Genomic DNA, 20493 nt, shown 5'->3' with positions numbered 1-20493 from the left:
CGTTGCGCGTGCGGCCCCGTTGCCGGCGTCAGGCCGGACCGCCGCCGGCGGGCGGCGGCTATCGGCTGGTCTGCGCGAGCTGCCGCAGCTCCGTGAGGAGAGCGCGGCGCGGCACGCCGTCTGCCGGCATGCCGGCAGCCTGCTGGAAGGCGGAGATCGCCGTCCGGGTTCGGCTGCCGATCACCCCGTCGGCGGGGCCGGCATCGAAGCCCAGGCGGTTCAGCAGGTCCTGCAGCTCCGCGATCTCCTGCCGCCCCGACAGCGGCGTCATCGGCTCCGCCTCCTGTTCCGCGGTCGGTGCTGCCGCCGGTGCTGCCGCCTCTGGCATGCCGGTCTGGCCGGTATCGCCGGAAACCGATGCCATTGCGTCGGCCGGTGCGGCGGTGTCGCTGGCCGCCATGCGCCCGGGCGCTTCAGTCTCCGGCGCGGTCTCCGCGGCCCCGGCGCCGCTGTCCTGCAGGGTCGTGTCTTCGGCAGTCAGCCGCGCCACGACGTCCGCTCCCAGGGCGGCGGCCAGGGCCCGTTCCCGTTCCGCGGCGACAGGATCGCCGGCGTCCGCAGCCATCCGGTAGTACCGATAGGCCTCCTGCCGGTCCTGCTGCACGCCCAGGCCGGATTCCAGCATGTTGGCGTAGTTGAACTGCGCGTCTGCGAGGCCGGCATCGGCGGCCCGCCTGTACCACTTCGCCGCCTGGTAATAGTCCTGGTCGACGCCTTCGCCGCGGGCATAGAGCGTGCCGAAATTGAACTGGGCATCCGCATTGCCCTGGTCGGCGGCGACCGCATACCAATAGGCGGCCTGTTCCAGGTCGCGCGGAACCCCCTGGCCCTGCTCGTAGGCCACGCCGAGCGCCAGCTGCGCAGGCGCATAGCCCAGGTCCGCGGCGCGCTGGAACTGCACCGCCGCGGCATCCGGGTCGCGGCGGACACCGATGCCGTCGTGCAGACGCAGGCCCAGCTCATAGGCCGCCTGCGCACTGCCGCCATCGCTGGCCTGACGCAGCTCTGCGATCGCGGCTGCGGCCTCGGCGCCGTTCCTGGCCCCGTCATCGGTGCGTGGGACGTCGGCCAGGGCCCGGGGGCTGTCGCGGGTGGCATCGCCCGTGGCTGCGGGCAGGGCCGCAGGCGCGCTGCTGTCCGGGGCAGCAGCGGCAGGGCCGGGTGTCGCCGTCGCGCCTTCGGGCTGTCCCTCCTGCGCGCGCTGCTGCTGGTCCAGCGCGACATAGTCGATGCCGTCCGGCGCGGTCGAATTGCCCAGCAGTGCCAGCACGACCGCGGCCCCGGCAACCAGCAGCACGCCGATCGCGGCCAGCAGCAGCGGCCGGCGCCGCGACCGGCGGGGCGCCATGTCTGCAGCCGCATAGTCGGGCCAGCCCTCCTCTGCCGCCGGCGGCGTGTCCTTGGCGAATGCGCCATGCCGGTCGCGCCAGGAACGGCGCGACTTGCGCCGCGGCCCGCTCTGCGGGCCGCCAAGCCGCCCGTCCGCCGTCGTCATTGCCGCGGGTCCGGCCGGGCGGCCGGTTTCCCCGCCAAGGGCCGACGACAGCGTGTCGGGTGCACGGTCTGAGCCGGTTGCGGCCGGCCGGCCGGTTTCCGACTGCGCCTCACTGGCCGGCCCGGCGGATGTCGCCGCGTCCGGCTCCGCCGCCGGCTCCGGTGCCGTGCCGGACGCGGTGGCGGCCCCCTTCTCTCCGGCGGCGGCAGGGGGCGGAGGCAGGACGAAAGCGGCCGGGCCGTTGGGTTCCCCGCCTTCAGCTGCGGAGCCGCCGTCCGGCTCTGCCGCGGTTGAACCTTCTGTCGCGGGGGGCACGGCGGCGGCGGCGGTCGGGGCATCCGCCGGCTGCCGTCCGCCCTGCGGGGCGCCATGGCTCTTGCCGGTGCTGCCGGCGCGGTTCCAGGCAGGGTTCTCCCAATCGGCCTGCGGTTCATCCGGGCTGCCCGCCTCGGCGGCACTCTCGGCTGCGGGGCGGGGCGGCTGACCGAGGCCCTTCCGCCAGGTCATACCGAAAATGCCGGTCCGCTCGCCGGCCTCCGGCGGCGTCCTGGCGCCACTGACCCGCCGGTCCACAGCCGCCAGCAGCGGATCCACCGTGTCGCCGCGGCCGGCCTTCGTCTCCGAGATCGCGGGACGCTCGCCGCCGGACAGGCGGGGCAGGCCACCGGGGCGCGCCGGCGGCGCGCCGGCATCGGCCCCGCCGGCTTCCGGCGCCGCCGCGTCCTGCGCGCCGAGCGGCAGCCGCAGCCGCCGCCCGCTCTGGCCACGCATGCCGCCGGTCTGTGCTCCGCCCGGACCGAGATCCACCGCGCGCAGCGGCGGCCGGGGGGCGGCGGTGCTGCCGGTCGCCCGCAGGGCAAGACTGTTGCCGGACGGTTCCTCCTGCGGCGGCGCGGCCGGTGGTGGCTCGGGAGCGGCGGGCTGCGCCTCCGCATCCTCGACGACCACCTCATATTCGTCGCTGCCGGCATAGTCCGCAGGATCCTCGCCCTCCTGCAGTTCGTACTCGACGATCTCGTACTCGACATCCTCGTCGTTGTCGGCGGCGGCCGCGCCTTCCTGCGGGCCGGCTTCCCGCGGGGCGGCCTTCTGCACCGGAGGCGCCGCGGCTGGCGGGGGAGCCGGCGCGGTGTCTGCCGCCGCTGCCGCCGTCTCCACCTTGGCGGGCCCTGCCGCCGGCGTCTCCGCGCGGGGTGGCTGTTGCGGGGCAGCCTGCGCCTGTCCCGATGCACCAGCTGGTGCTCCGCCCCCTGGCGATGTGGCCCTTGCCGGCGCCTCCCCCTGCGCAGCCGGCTGTTGCGGCGGTGCCTGGACCGGTTGCGCCTGAACCGGTTGCGGGGAAGTGGGCTGTTCCTGGGTGTGTTGTCCCTGGGTCGGCTGCTGGGCTGCCGGCTGCGGCTCAGTCGGCTGGGCCGGAGGTCGTTGCGACTGGGGCGCCGCCTGGGAGGAAGCCTGGGACGAGACCTGAGGCCCTGCCTGCGGCGTTCCGGATGCGCTGCCCTGGGAAGGCAGGGGCGGCATTTCGCGGGCGGGTTCGCCGATCGGCGACGGCTGACCGGTAGGGCCCATGGCGGAAGAGGGTGCCGCCGCTTCGGGTCCGGGCCGGGCCTGGCCTCCTGTGGCGCCCGATGCGGTGCCTGTCGGGCCGGGCAGGGCTTGCAGGCGGTTCTGCAGCGCGGTCACGCCGTTGCTCGCAGCGCCGGCCGCGGCGATCGCCTGCTCCGTGCGTTTCAGGATCGCTTCCTGCTGCGCCACGGTATGGCGGCGGGTGGCGACGAATTCCCGGCCCAGGTTCTGCAGCCCTTCGCGCAGGACGGCGACGTCGCGCGACAGGCTCTGGGTGCCGACCGTCATCCGCTGCTCGATCTGCTCGAGCCTCCGGCTGAGGCTGACGAGGGCGTCGACGATGCGGGCGTCCTGCGATGCGCCGGCGCCCTCTGCCCCCGATGGGGGACTGGCGGGCCGGGATGCCGCAGGGACTCCCGCCCGTTCGGCTGCCGCCCCTCCCGCTGCCGTGCGGTCCTGGCCGGCGGGCGGCGCAAGAGCCTTCTGTGCCTCACCGCCCGGCGCGGCCGCGTCACCTTCTTCGGGCGCGCCGCCTTCGGCGTCGAGGATCATCTGGGTCATCCACTCGCCCAGGCTCTGGCCGCGGGCATGGGCAAGGGACTTGGCGACCTCTCGGGCCTTCGGATCGATACCTTTGACGCTCCAGGGCGCTCCGGGCTTCATCGGCTTTCCTCTCCTGGCGCCACGCTCGGCTGACCGCTTCAGGCCACGGGTAGGGCGTGAATCCCTTATACGCCCGGCTTCGGCCCGATTCCAGGGGCGCCCAGCGGTTTCGGATCGGGGGCGCGTGGGCCGCCACGCTTCGCATCGCCGGCCAATGGGGCGATCGGGGCAGGGCCGGTAGGACGCTCGCAAGCGGCGCCGCGGCGGTGCAGGGTAGTGCCGGCCCGAAGGCCCCGCCTGGGGGAGGGAAGGCTATGGCGATCGGCAGATGAGCATTGGCCGCAGGTGGCAGCCTACCTGGCGGCCTGGGTGCGATCCGCAGCCTTCCCGTCCGCCCTCATCCGGACACCGGCGGCGGCCAGATGCCGGCCCAGCCGGCCCACCAGCCAGAGGGTGTACATCCTGAAGTCGGAGGCCAGCGACCAGAGCGGGTATTTGAACGTCGCGGGACGGTTTCGCTCCACGAAGAAGTGGCTGATCCAGGCCGGACCGTACCCGGCCGGCAGCGCGACCAGAAGCCACCAGGGCTGCAAGGTGACGATCGCCAACAGCAGGGCCAGGATCGCCAGGCTGGTGCCGGCGAAATGCCAGATGCGGGTCTCCGGCCGCGCATGTTCGCGCAGATAATAGGGCCAGAAGTCGCGATAGCTGGTCAGGTCGCCGGGGGTATGCCTTGCGGCGCCGCTTGCCTGCATGCCGGCCGGTTGTGACGCGGCCCTGTCCTGGTCCTGCATCAGCGATTCCTTCCCTGTCGTCTGTACTGAGTCTGGTGCCGGGACCGGCGGCTGTCCAGGGTGGCCGGCAAAGGGCCGGGTGGAACAGAAGTGGGCGTGGGTGAAGTTGACGTTTACGTAAACGTAAATTACCTTCTCCGGAAACGACAGGAGGGGCGCCGTGCCAGCCGGCAAGGCCCGCCGAACGGCGGCCGGGGCAGGTCGGCGCCGGCCATCAGCCGGGAACGCCGTGAAGAAGACCTTCACCATCACCGAACTGTCCGATGCCTTCGGCGTCACGCCGCGGGCGATCCGCTTCTATGAGGACAAGGGCCTTCTGGCGCCTGCGCGCCAGGGCCAGTCGCGGATCTATTCCCGCGCCGACCGCACCCGCCTCGCCCTTATCCTGCGGGGCAAGCGGCTGGGCTTCAGCCTGGCCGAGATCCAGGAACTCCTGGACCTCTACGACCCGGCCGACGGCCAGGTCGAGCAGATCCGCCAATTGAACATGAAGGCCGCCGACCGCATCTCCGAACTGGAGCGCCAGGCCGCCGAAATCGAGAGCATGCTGCGCGAGCTGCGGCTGGCGCGCGCCGCGATCACGGAGTTCCTGCAGGTGCGGGATGCCGGTACGCAGATCAGCTGGCGCGACTATGTCGGGCAGCGGGAGGCGGAGCGCGCCGCCTGCGCCACCGCCGGCGCGCCGCTGACGCCGAGCGGCCGTACCTGGGATCCGGACCGGCCGTTTTCCGCCTTCGACCAGGACGGCCCGGTCGCGGGCGACTGAGACATGCATCCGCCCGGGCCGGCAGTGTCGGCGGGGCGCAGGTTCAAGCTGCCCGGCGAACCGGGCGGCCGCTTTGGAGGATAGCGGTATGAAGAATGTCGTGATTGCCGGGTACAAACGGTCCCCCTTCACCCTCGCGCGCAAGGGCGCGCTGGCGAAGGTGCGGCCCGACGACATGCTGGCGCAGGTGATCGCCGCCCTGGTGAAGGACACCGGCGTGCCGGTCGAGGACCTGGAGGACGTGATCGTCGGCTGCGCCTTCCCGGAGGGCGAGCAGGGCCTGAACGTCGCCCGCATGGCGGTGTTCCTGTCGGGCCTGCCGCAGTCGGTCGCCGGCACCACCGTCAACCGCTTCTGCGGCTCCTCCATGCAGGCGATCCACCAGGCCGCCGGGGCGATCCAGATGAACGCGGGCGAGGCCTTCGTCTGCGCCGGGATCGAGAGCATGACCCGGGTGCCGATGGGCGGCTTCAACGTGATGCCGAACCCGAAGCTGGTGGAGAGCCTGCCGCAGGCCTATGTCTCCATGGGCATCACCGCGGAAAACCTCGCGAAGAAGTACAAGATCGACCGCAGGGCGCAGCAGGAGATGGCGGTGGAGAGCCACCGCAAGGCCGCCGCCGCGCAGGCCGAAGGCCGGTTCAAGGACGAGATCGTCGCCATCACCGACGGCAATCTGCGGGTGGAGGAGGATGGTTGCATCCGTGCCGATACCACGCAGGAAGGGCTGGACGGCCTGGCGCCGGCCTTCGACGCCGAGGGCAGCGTGACCGCCGGCACCTCCTCGCCGCTGACCGACGGCGCCTCCGCGGTGCTGGTCTGTTCCGAGGATTACGCCAAGGCGCATGGCATGGACGTGCTGGCGCGGATCCGTTCGGTCGCCGTGGCGGGCTGCGCGCCGGAGATCATGGGCATCGGCCCGGTGCCGGCGACCGAGAAGGCGCTGAAGCGGGCCGGCGTGGCGCTCTCCGACATCGACCTGATCGAGATCAACGAGGCCTTCGCCGCCCAGGCCATCGCCTGCCTGCAGGAAAGCGGCATGCCGAACGAGAAGATCAACCTGGACGGCGGCGCCATCGCGCTGGGCCACCCGATGGGGGCGACCGGCGCCCGCATCACCGGCAAGGCGGCCAGCCTGCTGAAGCGGGAAGGCAAGGGCCTGGCGCTCGCCACCCAGTGCATCGGCGGCGGCCAGGGCATCGCCACCGTGCTGGAGGCGGCCTGATCTCATGACCCGCAAGATCGAGAAGGTCGCCGTCATCGGCGCCGGCGTCATGGGCGCGGCGATCGCCGCCCATGTCGCCAATGCCGGCCATACCTGCCTGCTGCTGGACATCGTTCCCAAGGATGCAAATGGCGGGGACGCGGGCAACGACAGCGCATCCCGCAGCCGGCTCGCCACGCAGGCCGTCCAGCGGATGCTGAAGGACAGGCCCGCGCCGTTCATGCACCCCTCCTTCGCCAAGCGTGTGATCCCGGGCAACCTGGAGGACGATCTCGACAAGCTGGCCGATGTGGACTGGATCTGCGAGGCGATCATCGAGAACCCGAAGATCAAGCAGGACCTCTATGGCCGGCTCGACAAGGTGCGGAAGGCGGGGTCCATCGTCTCCTCCAACACCTCGACGATTCCGCTGCACCGGCTGACCGAGGGACTGCCGGACGGCTTCCGCCGCGACTTCGCCATCACCCATTTCTTCAACCCGCCGCGCTACATGCGGCTGCTGGAGGTGGTGGGCGGTGCTGACACCGACCCTGCGGCGATTGCCGCGCTGTCGGACTTCGGCGACCGCGCCCTGGGCAAGGAGGTGGTGCCGGCAAAGGACACGCCGGGCTTCATCGCCAACCGGATCGGCATCTACTGGTCCTACCTGGCGATGCAGGCGGCCTTCGACCTGGGCCTCAGCGTCGAGGAGGCGGACGCGATCTGCGGCCGGCCGATGGGCATTCCCAAGACCGGCATCTTCGGCCTGGGCGACCTGACCGGCCTGGACCTGGCGCCGCATGTGAACGAAAGCATGCTGGCCCTGCTGCCCGACAGCGACCCGTTCGTGCAGATGTACCGCGCCGACGGCCCTCTGGTGGCCACGGTCTCGAAGATGATCGAGGAGGGCTATACCGGGCGGAAGGGCAAAGGCGGCTTCTACCGCGCCCGCGGCAAGGAGGTGCGCGACCTGGCGACCGGCGAATACCGGCCGAAGCAAAGGCCCGACCTGGACTCGATCAAGGCGGCGCGGAAGGGCCTGCAGGCCCTCGTCGAGCATGACGATCGCGGCGGCCGCTATGCCTGGGAGGTGCTGGCCGGCACCCTGTCCTACGCCGCCAGCCTGGTGCCGGAGATCGCCGACGACATCGTGGCGGTCGATCGCGCCATGCGCACCGGCTATGCCTGGAAATGGGGCCCGTTCGAGCTGATCGACCGGCTGGGCAGCGGCTGGTTCGCCGAAAAGCTGGAAGCCGACGGGCGCGCGGTGCCGGCGATCCTGAAGGCCGCCGACGGCCGCCCCTTCTACAAGGAGGAGGGCGAGACCGCCTATGCCCTGACCCCGGGTGGCGATTATGCGGCCATACCGGTGGCGGACGATGCCTGGATGCTGGCCGACCTGAAGCGCGGGCGGGCGCCGATCGCGTCGAACAAGGGCGCCAGCCTCTGGGACGTGGGCGACGGGGTTGCCTGCCTGGAACTGCACACCAAGATGAACGCCATCGACGCCGACATCATGGCGATGGTGGTGCAGGCGTCGAAGCTGCATTCGAAGGGCTACAAGGCGCTGATCATCGGCCATGACGGCGACAACTTTTCCGTCGGTGCGAATGTGGGGCTGGGCCTGTTCCAGGCCAACATCGCCATGTGGCCGATGCTGGAGCAGGGCATCAGCGAGGGCCAGCGCGCCTACAAGGCGTTGAAGTACGCGCCCTTCCCGGTGGTCGCGGCGCCGGCCGGCATGGCCCTGGGCGGCGGCTGCGAGATCTGCCTGCATGCCGACGCGATCCAGGCCCATGCCGAAAGCTATATGGGCCTGGTGGAGGTCGGCGTGGGCCTGCTGCCGGCCTGGGGCGGCTGCAAGGAACTGCTGACCCGCGCCACTCTGAACAAGCGCCGGCCCGGCGGGCCGATGCCGCCGATCGCCGAGGTGTTCGAGGCGATCGCCCAGGCCAAGGTGGCGACCTCCGCCGCCGAGGCGCGGGACATGCACATCCTGCGGAAAGGCGACGGCATCACCATGAACCGCCGCCGCCTGCTGGCCGATGCCAAGGCGAAGGCGCTGAGCCTGGTGGAGGGCTATCAGCCGCCGGAGCCGGCAGTGCTGAACCTGCCGGGGCCGTCCGCCCGCGCCGCGCTGAACATGGCGGTGGAGGGCTTCGTCACCCAGGGCAAGGCGACCGCCTACGATGCCGTGGTGGCGGCGGAGGTGGCCCGCGTGCTGTCCGGCGGCGATACCGACATCACCGAGGAGGTGACCGAGGACAAGCTGTTGGCGCTGGAGCGGGAGGGCGAGATGCGGCTGTTCCGCAACGAGGCCACCCTGGCCCGCATCTCCCACATGCTGGAAACCGGCAAGCCCCTCAGGAACTGAACAGGAAGCGACGGCCGGCGGCGGGTATGGCCGCGGGCCGACGTCTCAAGGAGAACCCCGATGCCGACCTATACCGCCCCCGTGAAGGATCTCCGCTTCGTCCTGACCGACGTGCTGGCAATCCAGAACTACGACAACCTGCCCGGTTTCGCGGACGTGTCCGAGGACATCGTGAACGCGGTGCTGGAGGAAAGCGGCAAGTTCATGCAGGAGGTCGTGCAGCCGCTGAACCAGGTCGGCGATCGGGAGGGCTGCACTTGGACAGATGGCGCGGTGAAGACGCCGACCGGCTTCAAGGCGGCCTACCAGCAGTATTGCGAGGCGGGCTGGGGAAGCCTGACCGCCGACCCGGACTATGGCGGGCAGGGCCTGCCGCACGTGCTGGGCTTTGCCCTGGCGGAGATGATGAATGCGGCCAACATCGCCTTCGCGATGTATCCGGGGTTGAGCCACGGGGCCTACGAGGCCATCCACAAGCACGGCACGGACGAACAGAAGCAGCTTTATCTGCCCAAGCTGGTCAGCGGCGATTGGACGGGCACGATGAACCTGACCGAGCCGCATTGCGGCACCGACCTGGGCCTGATGCGCACCAAGGCGGAGCCGCAGGAGGATGGGACCTACCGGATCACCGGCACCAAGATCTTCATCTCCGCCGGCGAACACGACATGTCGGAGAACATCATCCACCTGGTGCTGGCGAAGATCCCCGGCGGGCCGGAGGGCATCAAGGGCGTCAGCCTGTTCATCGTGCCGAAGTTCCTGGTCAATGCCGATGGCAGCCTGGGCGAACGGAATGCCCTGGGCTGCGGCTCCATCGAGGAGAAGATGGGGATCCACGGCAACTCCACCTGCGTGATGAACTACGACGGTGCCACCGGCTACCTGATCGGGGATGCGCATCGGGGCATGCGGGCGATGTTCACGATGATGAACGCCGCCCGGCTCGGCGTCGGCATCCAGGGCCTGGGGGTGGCGGAGGCCGCCTACCAGAACGCCGTCACCTACGCCAAGGACCGGCTGCAGGGTCGCGCTCTGAAGGGCGCCGAGGCGCCGGAGAAGCCGGCCGATCCGATCATCGTGCACCCGGACGTGCGGCGCATGCTGATGAACATCCGCTGCTTCACCGAGGGCGCGCGCGCCCTGGCGTTGTGGACCGGCCTGCTGATCGACTTCGCGGCCGGCCATCCCGACCCGGAGGAGCGCCAGGCCGCGGAGGACCTGGTGGCCCTCCTGACCCCGATGATCAAGTCCTACCTGACCGATACCGGCTACGAGGCGGCGACCACCGCGCAGCAATGCTATGGCGGCCATGGCTATGTCCGCGAATGGGGCATGGAACAGTTCGTCCGCGATGCCCGGATCACCATGATCTACGAGGGCGCGAACGGCATTCAGGCGCTGGATCTGGTCGGGCGCAAGCTGCCGACCGGCATGGGACGGCTGCTGCGCCGCTTCTTCCACCCGGTCAGCCAGTTCATCGAGGACAATATGGCCGACCCGGTGATCGGCAAGACCTGCGTGATGCCGCTGGCGAAGGCCTTCGCCCGCTTCCAGGCCACCACGGCACAGGTGGCCGAGGCGGGGCTGAAGGACCCGAACGAGGCCGGCGCGGCCTCCTCCGACTATCTGCGCATGTTCGCCCTGGTGGCGATGGCCTATGTCTGGGCCCGGATGGCGAAGGTGGCGGCGGAGCGGCTGGCCGACGGCGGTGACGGGAACGGCGACGGCATCGACCGCGCCTTCCTGGAGAACAAGCTGAAGACGGCGCAGTACTTCATGGACCGGGTCCTGCCGGACACCGCGGCGCTGGGTCAGAAGATCCAGGCCGGTGCGGCAAGTATGATGGCGTTGGACGAAGCGGCGTTCTGAGAAACGCGCAGAATTCTGCCGTTTTCTTCACGCAGACCAAAGAGAGTCACACCAAATCGCCGGATCCGGGATGGCCGGATCGGCACGATCATCACCAGGAACGACCGGCAAGTACGACCGGCCAGGAGGAGGGAGCATGACCGAGAGGGAAATCTTCGCCGAGGAGCATGGCATTTTCCGCGACGCGGTGAAGAAGTTCTTCGCCAAGGAATGCGTGCCGCATGCCGAGGAATGGGACAAGGCCGGGGTCGTCAGCCGGGAGGCCTGGAAGAAGGCCGGCGCGGCAGGCCTGTTGTGCATGACGACGCCGGAAGAGTATGGCGGGGCAGGGGCGGACCGGTACTACTCCGCCATCCTGATCGAGGAACAGGCCTATGCCGGCCTGTCCGGCCCGGGCTTCTCCCTGCATTCCGACATCGTCGCGCCGTACATCTACAGCTATGGCAGCGAGGAGCAGAAGAAGAAGTGGCTGCCCCGCATGGCCAGCGGCGAAGTGATCACCGCCATTGCGATGACCGAGCCCGGCACCGGGTCCGACCTGCAGGGGGTGAAGACGACGGCGGTGCGCGACGGCAACGAGCTGGTGGTCAACGGTCAGAAGACCTTCATCACCAACGGCCAGAACGCCGACCTGGTGATCGTGGTGGCGAAGACCGATCCCAGCCAGGGCGCCAAGGGCATCTCCCTGGTGCTGGTGGAGGCGGAGCGCGAGGGCTTCACCAAGGGCCGCAACCTGGAGAAGCTGGGCCTGAAGGGCCAGGACACCTCCGAACTGTTCTTCCAGGACGTCCGCGTCCCGCCGGAGAACATCCTGGGCGAGGAGGGCAAGGGCTTCTACTACCTGATGAAGGAGCTGGCCTGGGAGCGGCTCCAGATCGCCATCACCGCGGTGGCGGCCTGCGAGAGCGCGGTGGAGCAGACGGTAGCCTATACCAAGGAGCGCAAGGCGTTCGGCAAGCCGATCCTCGACTTCCAGAACACCCGCTTCAAGCTCGCCGAGTGCAAGACCCAGACCCGCATCGCCCGGGTGTTCGTCGACGACTGCATCCGCAAGGTGGCGGCGGGCCAGCTGGACGCGGAGACCGGCGCGATGGCGAAGTACTGGTGCTCCGACCTGCAGAACCGGGTGATCGACGAGTGCCTGCAGCTGCATGGCGGCTACGGCTTCATGTGGGAATACCCGATCGCCCGCGCCTATGCCGATGCCCGCGTTCAGCGGATCTACGGCGGCACCAACGAGATCATGAAGGAGATCATCGGCCGCGCGCTCTGAGCGCGTCGACCGGTAGGGCCCGGCGCCGCAGCAGAGATGCGTGGCGGTGCCGGGCGAGCGAAAGGGAGCCAAGCCATGGCCGACGCATTCATCTATGACACGGTGCGCACGCCGCGCGGCAAGGGCCGCGCCTCCGGCAGCCTGCACGAGGTGACGCCGATCCGCCTGGCCGTCACCGCCCTGCAGGCGGTGCGCGACCGCAACGACCTGGATACCGAAGCGGTCGAGGACATCGTCCTCGGCGTCGTCTCGCCGCATGGCGAGCAGGGCTCCGACATCGCCCGGGTCGCCGCCATCGACGCCGGCTATGCGGAAACCGCCGCCGGCGTGCAGATCAACCGCTTCTGCGCCTCCGGCCTGGAGGCGACCAACATGGCCGCCGCACAGGTGATGTCCGGGCAGGCGCAGATGACCATCGGCGGCGGCGTGGAAAGCATGAGCCGGGTGCCGATGGGCTCCGACGGCGGCGCCTGGGCGATGGACCCGCAGGTCGCCTATCACAGCTATTTCGTCCCCCAGGGCATCAGCGCCGACCTGATCGCGACCAAGTACGGCTTCAGCCGCGACGATGTCGACGCCTATGCCGTGGAGAGCCAGAAGCGGGCGAAGAAAGCCTGGGATGAGGGGCGTTTCGCGAAGTCGGTGGTGCCGGTGAAGGATATCAACGGCCTGACCATCCTGGACCGCGACGAGCATCTGCGGCCCGACACCACGATGCAGAGCCTGGCCGCGCTGGACCCTTCGTTCACGTCCATAGGCGAACAGTTCGGCTTCGATTCCGTGGCGCTGCAGCGCTACCCGGAGGTGGAGCGCATCACCCATGTCCATCATGCCGGCAATTCCTCCGGTATCGTCGACGGCGCCGCCGCCGTCCTGCTGGGCAGCCGGGAAGCCGGCGAGCGGCTGGGCCTGAAGCCGCGGGCGCGGATCCGCGCCTTCGCCTCGATCGGCTCGGAGCCGACGATCATGCTGACCGGCCCGACCCCGGCGGCGGAGAAGGCGCTGAAGATCGCCGGCATGAGCCCCGGCGACATCGACCTCTACGAGCTGAACGAGGCCTTCGCCTCCGTCGTGCTGCGCTTCATGCAGGCGCTCGACATCGACCATGGCAAGATGAATGTGAACGGCGGTGCCATCGCCATGGGCCATCCGCTGGGCGCAACCGGCGCGATGATCCTGGGCACCGTGCTGGACGAGCTGGAGCGGACCGGCAAGGGCACCGCGCTGGCGACCCTCTGCGTCGGCGCCGGCATGGGCACCGCCACCATCATCGAGCGGATCTGAGGGGTAGGGCCATGATCGACTACGAGGTCGACGGCGACGGGATCGCCGTCATCACCTGGAACATGGCGAAGAAGCCGATGAACGTCCTCAACGAGGAGTCCATCGGCGCCTTCTTCGCGGCGGTGGAGAAGGCTGTCGCCGACGATGCCGTGAAGGGGGTCGTCGTGGCCTCCGCCAAGAAGGACTTCGTCGCCGGCGCGGACCTGGACAGCATCTTCGCCGTGACCGACCCGGCGGCACTGTTCCCCCGCCATATGGAGATGCAGAACCGCTTCCGCGGCATCGAGAAGGCGGGCAAGCCCTTCGTCGCCGCGATCAACGGCACGGCGCTGGGCGGCGGGCTGGAGATCGCGCTGGCCTGCCACCACCGCATCGCGGCCGACAATCCGAAGGCGCAGATCGGCCTGCCGGAGGTCACCCTGGGCCTGCTGCCCGGCGCCGGCGGCACCCAGCGCCTGCCGCGCATGATCGGCGTGCAGGCCGCCCTGCCGCTGCTGCTGGAGGGCAAGCGCCTGTCGCCGAAGGAAGCGCATGGCTTCGGCATCGTGGAGAAGCTGGTGGCGCCCGGCGACCTGCTGGCGGAGGCGAAGGCCTGGCTGAAACAGGCGAAGCCCGACGACGCGGTGAAGCCCTGGGACAGGAAGGGCTTCAAGATCCCCGGCGGCAAGCCCACCGAGGGGCGCAACCGCGACGCCTTCACCGCCGGCAACGCGATGCTGCGCGCACGCACCTACGGCAACTACCCGGCCGCGGTGAACATCATGTCCTGCGTCTACGAGGGCTGCACGATCGACATCGACGGCGGCCTGCGGGTGGAGAGCCGCTACTTCATCAACTGCCTGCAGACGGCGGAGGCGCACAACATGGTGCGCTTCTTCCATTCGATGACGAAGGCGAAGAACCTGGCCGCCCGGCCGAAGGCCGTGGACCCGTCGACCTATACCAGGGTCGGCATCCTGGGCGCCGGGATGATGGGGGCGGGCATCGCCTATGCGACCGCCATGTCCGGCATCGAGGTGGTCCTGCTCGACACCGACCAGGCCCATGCCGAAAAGGGCAAGGCCTATTCGGCGGGCCTGCTGGACAAGCGGGTCGGCCGCGGAAAGATGTCGGCGGCGGAGCGCGACGCGGTGCTCGACCGCATCACCGCGACCACGTCCTATGATGCCCTTGCCGGCTGCGAGATGGTGATCGAGGCGGTGTTCGAGGACCGCAAGATCAAGGCCGACGTGACCGCGAAGGCGGAAGCCGTGATCGGCACCGCCGCGATCTTCGCCTCCAACACCTCCACCCTGCCGATCACCGGCCTGGCGGAGGCGAGCAAGCGGCCCGAGAGCTTCATCGGCCTGCACTTCTTCTCCCCCGTCGACAAAATGCCGCTGGTGGAGATCATCATGGGCAAGGCGACCTCGCAGACCGCGCTCGCCCGGGCGATGGACTATGTGAAGGCGATCCGCAAGACGCCGATCGTGGTCAACGATTCCCGCGGCTTCTACACCTCTCGCGTGTTTGGCACCTATGTGAACGAGGGGCTCGCCCTGCTGGCCGAAGGGGTGGCGCCGGCCTTGATCGAGAATGCCGGGCGGATGGCCGGCATGCCGGTCGGCCCGCTGGCGGTCGCCGACGAGGTCTCCCTGGAGCTGGTGTCGAAGATCCGCAAGCAGACCAGGGCCGACCTGGGCGATGCCTATCGCGGCCATCCCGGCGATGCCGTGGTGGACAGGATGGTCGACGAGCTGCAGCGGCTGGGCAAGAAGGCCGGCAAAGGCTTCTACGACTACCCGGAGGGCGACAGGAAGCGGCTCTGGCCGGACCTGGCGCAGCACTTCCCGCCGGCGGCGACGCAGCCGGACGTGGAGGAGGTGAAGAAGCGCCTGATGTTCGTGCAGTCGGTGGAAACCGCCCGCTGCATGGAGGAGGAGGTCGTCACCGACCCCCGCCATGCCGATGTCGGCGCGGTATTCGGCTGGGGCTTCTCGCCCTCGCGCGGCGGCACGATCAGCCAGATCCAGTCGGTCGGGCTGCCGGCCTTCGTCAGCGAATGCGACCGCCTGGCCCAGGCCTATGGGCCGCGCTTCACGCCGCCGAAGCTGCTGCGCGACATGGCATCGTCGGGCGAGAGCTTCTACGCCGCCTGACCGGGCGGAAACCTGTACGGCGACGGGCGGCGGGGCTTGCGGCTTGCAAGTCCCGCCGTCTGCGCGTCAAACTGGCAGCAATATCCCAATCATGAACGCGGCCCCGGATCCGATGCGACCCGGTGGCGCGGATCGAAGGAGGAATGGCATGTCCCAGGCAGCCCTGGTGGAAACCCCCACCGTTCGCGAACAGGTCAGCCCCGAGGAATGGAAGATGCGGGTGGACCTCGCCGCCTGCTACCGCCTCGTCGCCTATCACGGCTGGGACGACCTGATTTTCACCCATATCTCCGCGCGGGTGCCGGGGCCGGAGCATCACTTCCTGATCAATCCCTACGGCATGATGTTCGAAGAGATCACCGCGTCTTCGCTGGTGAAGGTCGACATGGATGCCAACATCGTCATGGACACGCCCTACGGCATGAACCCGGCGGGCTTCACCATCCATTCCGCCGTGCACGGTGCCCGGCCGGAGGTGAACTGCGTCCTGCACCTGCATACCGACGACGGGGTCGCCGTCTCCTGCCAGGAAGACGGGCTGCTGCCGCTCAACCAGACCTCGCTCGCCGTCCGCCACGACATCGCCTACCACGACTATGAGGGCATCGCGCTGGACTGGGACGAGCGCGAGCGCCTGGTCGCCGACCTTGGCACCAAGAACATGATGATCCTGCGCAGCCACGGCACCCTGTCCTGCGGCGAGTCGGTGGCGGAGGCGTTCCTGCGCATCTTCTTCCTGGAGCGCGCCTGCGCCATGCAGATCAAGGCTCTGTCGGGCGGCCGCAAGCTGGTGATGCCGGAGGACACCGTGCGGGACGTGGTGACCCGGCAGTCCGCCGGCATCTGCAAGCTCGCCGACCTCAGCTGGACCGCGCTGCTGCGGATGCTGGACCGGAAGAACCCCGGCTACGCCGACTGAGGGCAGGGCCGCCCTACCAGTGCCGTCGCCCTCGGACTCGACCCGAGGGCCCATTCCGCAATCGGCAAGACGTATGAAACGCAGGCGGAATGGATCCTCGGGTCAAGCCCGAGGATGACGCCGGAGTAGGGCGACCCTACACCGACAGCGGGACCGCCATGCCTGCGCTCAGTCCGTTCTCTTGCGCTCCCGCGCCCAGGCCGTCGACCCTTCCGCCATGCCCTTGAATTTCGGGATCTCTGCCAGCGGTGCGACCAGCAGCGCCGTATCGTCGGGCAGTTGCCATTTGATCCGGTGGTAGAGTTTCGACCGGCTCAGCTCCGTCTCCACCAGGAACAGCCGCGGGTTGAGGGCGCAGATCTCGCCCTCCAGGTCCAGGCTGTCCCGGTCGACCCCGATCCAGGCAAGGAACAGGCTCATCGGCGTTCCTTTCGCTACCGCCCTACTCCGCCAGCAGGACCAGGATCACCGCGCTGAGGGTGATCACCGCCGCGAAGGTGGAGATCAGGATCGCGCTGGACGAGCGGCGGACATAGACCTCGTAGCCCTGCGCCATGATGAAGACGTTGGCGGCGATCGGCATCGCCGCCTGCATCACCGCAATCCCCATCAGGAAGGGCGGCAGGCCCAGCAGCAGCGCGATCCCCAGGGTGATCGCCGGATGCACCAGCAGCTTCAATGTGCTGACCGTGGCCACCTCCGGCTTTCCCTCCCCCAGCTTGCGTCCCGCCAGGGTGGCGCCCAGGGCGAACAGGGCGCAGGGCGCGGCGGCGTCGGCCAGCAGGTTGCCGAAGGTGGAGACCGGCACCGGCAGGGCCAGGCCGGACAGGCCGAAGGCCAGGCCGCAGAAGGTGGCGATCACCAGCGGGTTGCGGACGATGCCGCGGCCGACGTTCAGGAAGGTGCGGCCCAGGGCGGCGCGGTCGCCGCGGCCGGCCTGGATCAGGCCGCTGGTCAGCGGGATGAAGATCATCTGGTCGGCGGTCACCGCCAGCACCGCGGCCAGCAGCGCCTCGTCGCCGAAGGCGAGCGCGACCATCGGCAGGCCCATGAAGCCGACATTGCCGAAGGCGGAGCCCATGGCGAAGACCGCCGACTGGTCCAGCGCCAGCCGGAACAGCCGCAGCGCGACCAGGAAGCCGATGCCGTAGACGATGATCCCGGCGCCGGAATAGCTGGCCAGGAAGCGCCAGTCGAACGCCTCCCGGAACGGCGCCTCGGCGATCTTCATGAACAGCATCGCCGGCAGGGCGAACCAGAACACGAACTCCACAAGGCCGCGCACCGCCTCCGGCTTCAGCAGGGGGGTATGGCCGAAGCCGTAGCCGGCGAAGATCAGGCCGAAGAACGGCAGGACGATGTTCAGGAGCTCTTGCAAGCGATGCTTCCGGGCGCGGTGGCGGCGGGTGGGTGGGCGCCGCAGCGCGTACACCGCAATCGTCGCCGCTGCAACATCACCGCAACCGGCACAGCAGTTCGAAACGGTGTGCGGCGATGGTGGTGGCGATGAGGGCAAACCCGCCATAGCTGGCCAGGCTGGCTACAGCTACACCCTTGGCCCCCATCGGCGGGATCAGCGCCAGGTTGCCGAGGGCATTGGCCGACAGGGCCGCCAGCGACAGCCACAGCACCAGCCGCTGCCCCCCGGCATATTGCAGCAGCACCGCGCCCAGGCCGAAGCTGCCGATCACGAACTCCAGCACGCCGAGCAGCATCAGGATGTCGGCCGCTTCCGCATAGCCGCTGCCGAGCAGGGACAGGATCTGTGCCGGGAACAGCAGCAGGCCGGCCAGCAGCAGCCCATTGGCCGGGACCAGGACCGTGCTGGTCCAGAGGAACAGCCGGCGCCGGTCCATAGTCTCGGACGCGGTGCCGGCAATATGGCCGAGCAGCGGGGTCAGCAGGATCAGCATCGCCGCCAGCGGCAGGCCCATCGGCCGGATCACCCGCATCGCCCCGGCGAAATGACCGACCTCCGTCTCGTCCGGGGACAGGATTTCCAGCATCACAAGGTCGAGCTGGAACATGGCGCCGGCGATGATCGCGGTCACCATCATCGGCAGCGACAGGGCGATCCAGGTACGGACGTCGTACTGCCCGCGCTGCCCGACCCGGCGGCGGAAATGGCCCGGCACCAGCAGGAGATGCAGCACCAGCACCAGCAGGTAGCTCAGCGCCATGGCCAGGAAGATGTCGATCTCCGTCAGCTGCAGGTCGAGCGCATGGGCGGCGAGCAGGAACAGCAGAAGGAGTATCGGCGCGCCGATCTGCAGCGGCGCCACGGCGAACAGGTAGAGCTGGAAGCCGCGCAGCAGCCGCGCCGTGATCCGGGCGAGGGCCAGCAGCGGCACGATCCACAGCGCCACGATATAGGGATGCGAGCGCGCCTCCTCCGGCCCCAGGACCATGCCCACCACGCCGGTGTCGTGCAGCGCCTCCGCGATCAGGGCCGCGGTGATCGCCACCGCCAGGATCAGCGGCAGGAAGAACTTCAGGTAGCCGATGGCCGAGGCCGTGTCGCCCTGGCGCAGATATTCGGGCAGGAAGCGGGTGATCGACCGCTCCGAGCCGAGGAGGGCGATGTTCACGCCAAAGGCGAGCGCGGCCATGCCGACGACCATGTCGCCATAGTCCGCCGGCGCCAGCATGTTGGCGGTACTGACGGTGAGGCCGAACTGGATGCCGGCATTGGCGATGGTGAGCGCCAGGATGCCGGCGCACTTGTGCAGCAGGGCGCGCAGCGGCGGCAGACCGCCGGCCGCGCGCGCACCCTTGCCGGCGGGCTCAGTCGATCCGGATTCCATCTGTCCGGCTGCGCACCCAGTCCGGTGGCGGCACCGCCCGGCGCGCCTTCGCGTCGATGAAGACGCCGACCACATCGGTGCGGGCGATCGGGGCGCCGGTGGCGGCGTCTTCCATCACATGAACGAAGCGCCAGGTCTTGCGCCCCTCGGCCGCGGTCATGCCGGTGAACATGACGAAGGCGTCGCCGGCGCGCATCCGCCGGTCGTAGATCACCCTGTATTCCAGGGCGGCGCTGGACAGGCCCGCCTCCAGCAGCACCTTCGGGTCCAGCTGCAGACCCGTCATCAGGGCCAGGCCAGCATCGCTGAAGGCGTTGAAGTAGCGCTTCGTGGTGGCGGTGCCGTGCTGGTCGCAGTCCCAGGTGTTGACCACCCCGCGCAGGCTCTCCCGCATGCCGGGGAGCCGCCCGGCCGGCAGCTCCACCGGCCAGGGGGCGAGCAGGTCGGCGGCGTCCCCCAGGCTGTCCGCTGCGGCAAGGCCCGACAGGTCCTCCGGCCAGTCGCGCAGCGCCAGGGTTCCGGCATCGTGCAGGGCCATCTCCATCACGCAGTCGGTCGCCGGCGCGCCGCTGATCGCCTCCCGCATGCGGGCCAGCACCGTCGGTCCCCCGGTTCTGGCGGTCGTCGCAGCATCGGTCACCGCCACCTCGCCCAGGCGGAATTCCTTGCGGTACCAGACCCGCTGCCGGCGCGGGAACGGCGTGGCCGACATCTCTGCCAGGCGCGACGGCCCCAGGCCGCAGCGATGCAGCGCGTGGGCCGCCGCCTCGGCGAACCAGAGGGCGTAGTTCTGGACGTTCAGATGGCCCCACTGATCGCAATGCCAGGGATAGACATTGCCGGTCTGAGCGCGCTGGAGGGGCGCGGCCGGCGGATGGATCTGCATCGCCCCGGCGATCATGCGGCCGCCTCCGCCACCAGGTAGGGCTGCGCCAGGGCGACCACGTCGTCCGGCAGGTCCGTCGACCGGCGGGCGGCCAGGTCCATGCAGATGCACAGCACGCGGGCCTCGAACGCCAGCTCGCCGCTCTCGCCGTTCAGCAGGCGATGGTGCAGGCGAAGCTTCTTGCCGCCGATCCCGGCGATGCCGCTCTGCACGACGATCAGGGCGCCGGCCCGCAGCTCGCGGCGGAAATCATTCTCCTGGTGGACGGCCACCAGCCCCAGGTTGCGGCGCTCGATGGCCGGGCCGGCCATGTCGATCAGCCCCATCAGGGTGCCGAAGGCGTCCGAAATCCGGCCGATATAGAACTGCACGTTGAGGTGGCCGTAATGGTCGCACTCCCAGCCATGCACGCAGCCGCGGTAGGTCTCCACGTACCCTGTCACGTAGCCGTCCTGTCCTGATGATGTCACGTCGGAGGGAGGCGGATTGTTGCAGAGCGGGTGCGCCCAGTCGAC

Annotated in this window: 16 protein-coding genes; 9 read left to right on the top strand and 7 right to left on the bottom strand. The window is 69.6% G+C overall.

Annotation, left to right across the window (positions count from 1 at the left end; genetic code table 11):
* Positions 1 to 58 precede the first annotated feature (58 nt).
* Positions 59 to 2590 carry a peptidoglycan-binding protein gene (locus tag ACFOGJ_RS28185; RefSeq protein ID WP_379906624.1) on the bottom strand — a complete coding sequence of 844 codons (2532 nt, stop codon included), beginning with the start codon at positions 2588 to 2590 and terminating at the stop codon, positions 59 to 61.
* A 561-nt stretch (positions 2591 to 3151) separates the two neighbouring features.
* On the opposite strand from ACFOGJ_RS28185, the gene ACFOGJ_RS28180 reads away from it, so the two are divergent.
* A complete protein-coding gene (locus ACFOGJ_RS28180; protein ID WP_379906623.1) occupies positions 3152 to 3757 on the top strand; it encodes a hypothetical protein in 606 nt (201 codons plus the stop codon).
* Positions 3758 to 4017: 260 nt separating this feature from the next.
* On the opposite strand, the gene ACFOGJ_RS28175 is transcribed toward ACFOGJ_RS28180, so the two are convergent.
* Entirely contained in the window at positions 4018 to 4707 is a 690-nt protein-coding gene (locus ACFOGJ_RS28175) for an Mpo1-like protein (protein WP_379906622.1), read from the bottom strand.
* On the opposite strand from ACFOGJ_RS28175, the gene ACFOGJ_RS28170 reads away from it, so the two are divergent.
* From ACFOGJ_RS28170 to ACFOGJ_RS28135, 8 genes are all read left to right on the top strand, one after another.
* Positions 4688 to 5224, top strand: coding sequence for a MerR family transcriptional regulator (locus ACFOGJ_RS28170; RefSeq protein WP_379906621.1), 537 nt, complete (start codon positions 4688 to 4690; stop codon positions 5222 to 5224). The two genes, ACFOGJ_RS28175 and ACFOGJ_RS28170, sit on opposite strands and share 20 nt — an antisense overlap.
* 88 nt (positions 5225 to 5312) lie before the next feature.
* Positions 5313 to 6449, top strand: coding sequence for a thiolase family protein (locus tag ACFOGJ_RS28165; RefSeq protein WP_379906620.1), 1137 nt, complete (start codon positions 5313 to 5315; stop codon positions 6447 to 6449).
* Positions 6450 to 6453: 4 nt separating this feature from the next.
* On the top strand, positions 6454 to 8802 hold the full coding sequence (locus ACFOGJ_RS28160) for a 3-hydroxyacyl-CoA dehydrogenase/enoyl-CoA hydratase family protein (RefSeq protein ID WP_379906619.1): 2349 nt from the start codon (positions 6454 to 6456) through the stop codon (positions 8800 to 8802).
* Positions 8803 to 8862: 60 nt separating this feature from the next.
* Positions 8863 to 10674 carry an acyl-CoA dehydrogenase C-terminal domain-containing protein gene (locus ACFOGJ_RS28155; protein WP_379906618.1) on the top strand — a complete coding sequence of 604 codons (1812 nt, stop codon included), beginning with the start codon at positions 8863 to 8865 and terminating at the stop codon, positions 10672 to 10674.
* 136 nt (positions 10675 to 10810) lie between these two features.
* Positions 10811 to 11947 (top strand): acyl-CoA dehydrogenase family protein, encoded by a 1137-nt coding sequence (locus tag ACFOGJ_RS28150; protein WP_379906617.1) that lies wholly within the window; start codon positions 10811 to 10813, stop codon positions 11945 to 11947.
* 75 nt (positions 11948 to 12022) lie between these two features.
* A complete protein-coding gene (locus ACFOGJ_RS28145) occupies positions 12023 to 13231 on the top strand; it encodes an acetyl-CoA C-acetyltransferase (RefSeq protein ID WP_379906616.1) in 1209 nt (402 codons plus the stop codon).
* An 11-nt stretch (positions 13232 to 13242) separates the two neighbouring features.
* Complete coding sequence (locus ACFOGJ_RS28140) at positions 13243 to 15369, top strand: 3-hydroxyacyl-CoA dehydrogenase NAD-binding domain-containing protein (RefSeq protein WP_379906615.1); 2127 nt, start codon at positions 13243 to 13245, stop codon at positions 15367 to 15369.
* 148 nt (positions 15370 to 15517) lie between these two features.
* Positions 15518 to 16288 carry a class II aldolase/adducin family protein gene (locus ACFOGJ_RS28135; RefSeq protein WP_379906614.1) on the top strand — a complete coding sequence of 257 codons (771 nt, stop codon included), beginning with the start codon at positions 15518 to 15520 and terminating at the stop codon, positions 16286 to 16288.
* Between the two features lie 168 nt (positions 16289 to 16456).
* Here the strand turns inward: ACFOGJ_RS28135 and ACFOGJ_RS28130 are convergent, their stop codons facing one another.
* The 5 genes from ACFOGJ_RS28130 to ACFOGJ_RS28110 form a co-directional block, all read right to left on the bottom strand.
* Entirely contained in the window at positions 16457 to 16708 is a 252-nt protein-coding gene (locus ACFOGJ_RS28130; protein ID WP_379906613.1) for a hypothetical protein, read from the bottom strand.
* Between the two features lie 22 nt (positions 16709 to 16730).
* Positions 16731 to 17666, bottom strand: coding sequence for an AEC family transporter (locus ACFOGJ_RS28125; protein ID WP_379906612.1), 936 nt, complete (start codon positions 17664 to 17666; stop codon positions 16731 to 16733).
* 76 nt (positions 17667 to 17742) lie between these two features.
* Positions 17743 to 19092, bottom strand: coding sequence for an oligosaccharide flippase family protein (locus ACFOGJ_RS28120; RefSeq protein WP_379906611.1), 1350 nt, complete (start codon positions 19090 to 19092; stop codon positions 17743 to 17745).
* On the bottom strand, positions 19073 to 19993 hold the full coding sequence (locus ACFOGJ_RS28115; protein ID WP_379906610.1) for an acyl-CoA thioesterase: 921 nt from the start codon (positions 19991 to 19993) through the stop codon (positions 19073 to 19075). Before ACFOGJ_RS28115 ends, ACFOGJ_RS28120 begins: the two co-directional genes overlap by 20 nt.
* Positions 19990 to 20421, bottom strand: a complete 432-nt coding sequence (locus tag ACFOGJ_RS28110) for an acyl-CoA thioesterase (protein ID WP_379906609.1) — start codon at positions 20419 to 20421, stop codon at positions 19990 to 19992. The genes ACFOGJ_RS28115 and ACFOGJ_RS28110 overlap by 4 nt, the downstream gene beginning before the upstream one ends.
* Positions 20422 to 20493: the final 72 nt, after the last annotated feature.

The sequence above is a fragment of the Marinibaculum pumilum genome (genome assembly GCF_042646425.1).
Classification (GTDB): Bacteria; Pseudomonadota; Alphaproteobacteria; order Ferrovibrionales; family Ferrovibrionaceae; genus Marinibaculum; species Marinibaculum pumilum.
This window is presented reverse-complemented; position numbering and strand designations above follow the sequence as displayed.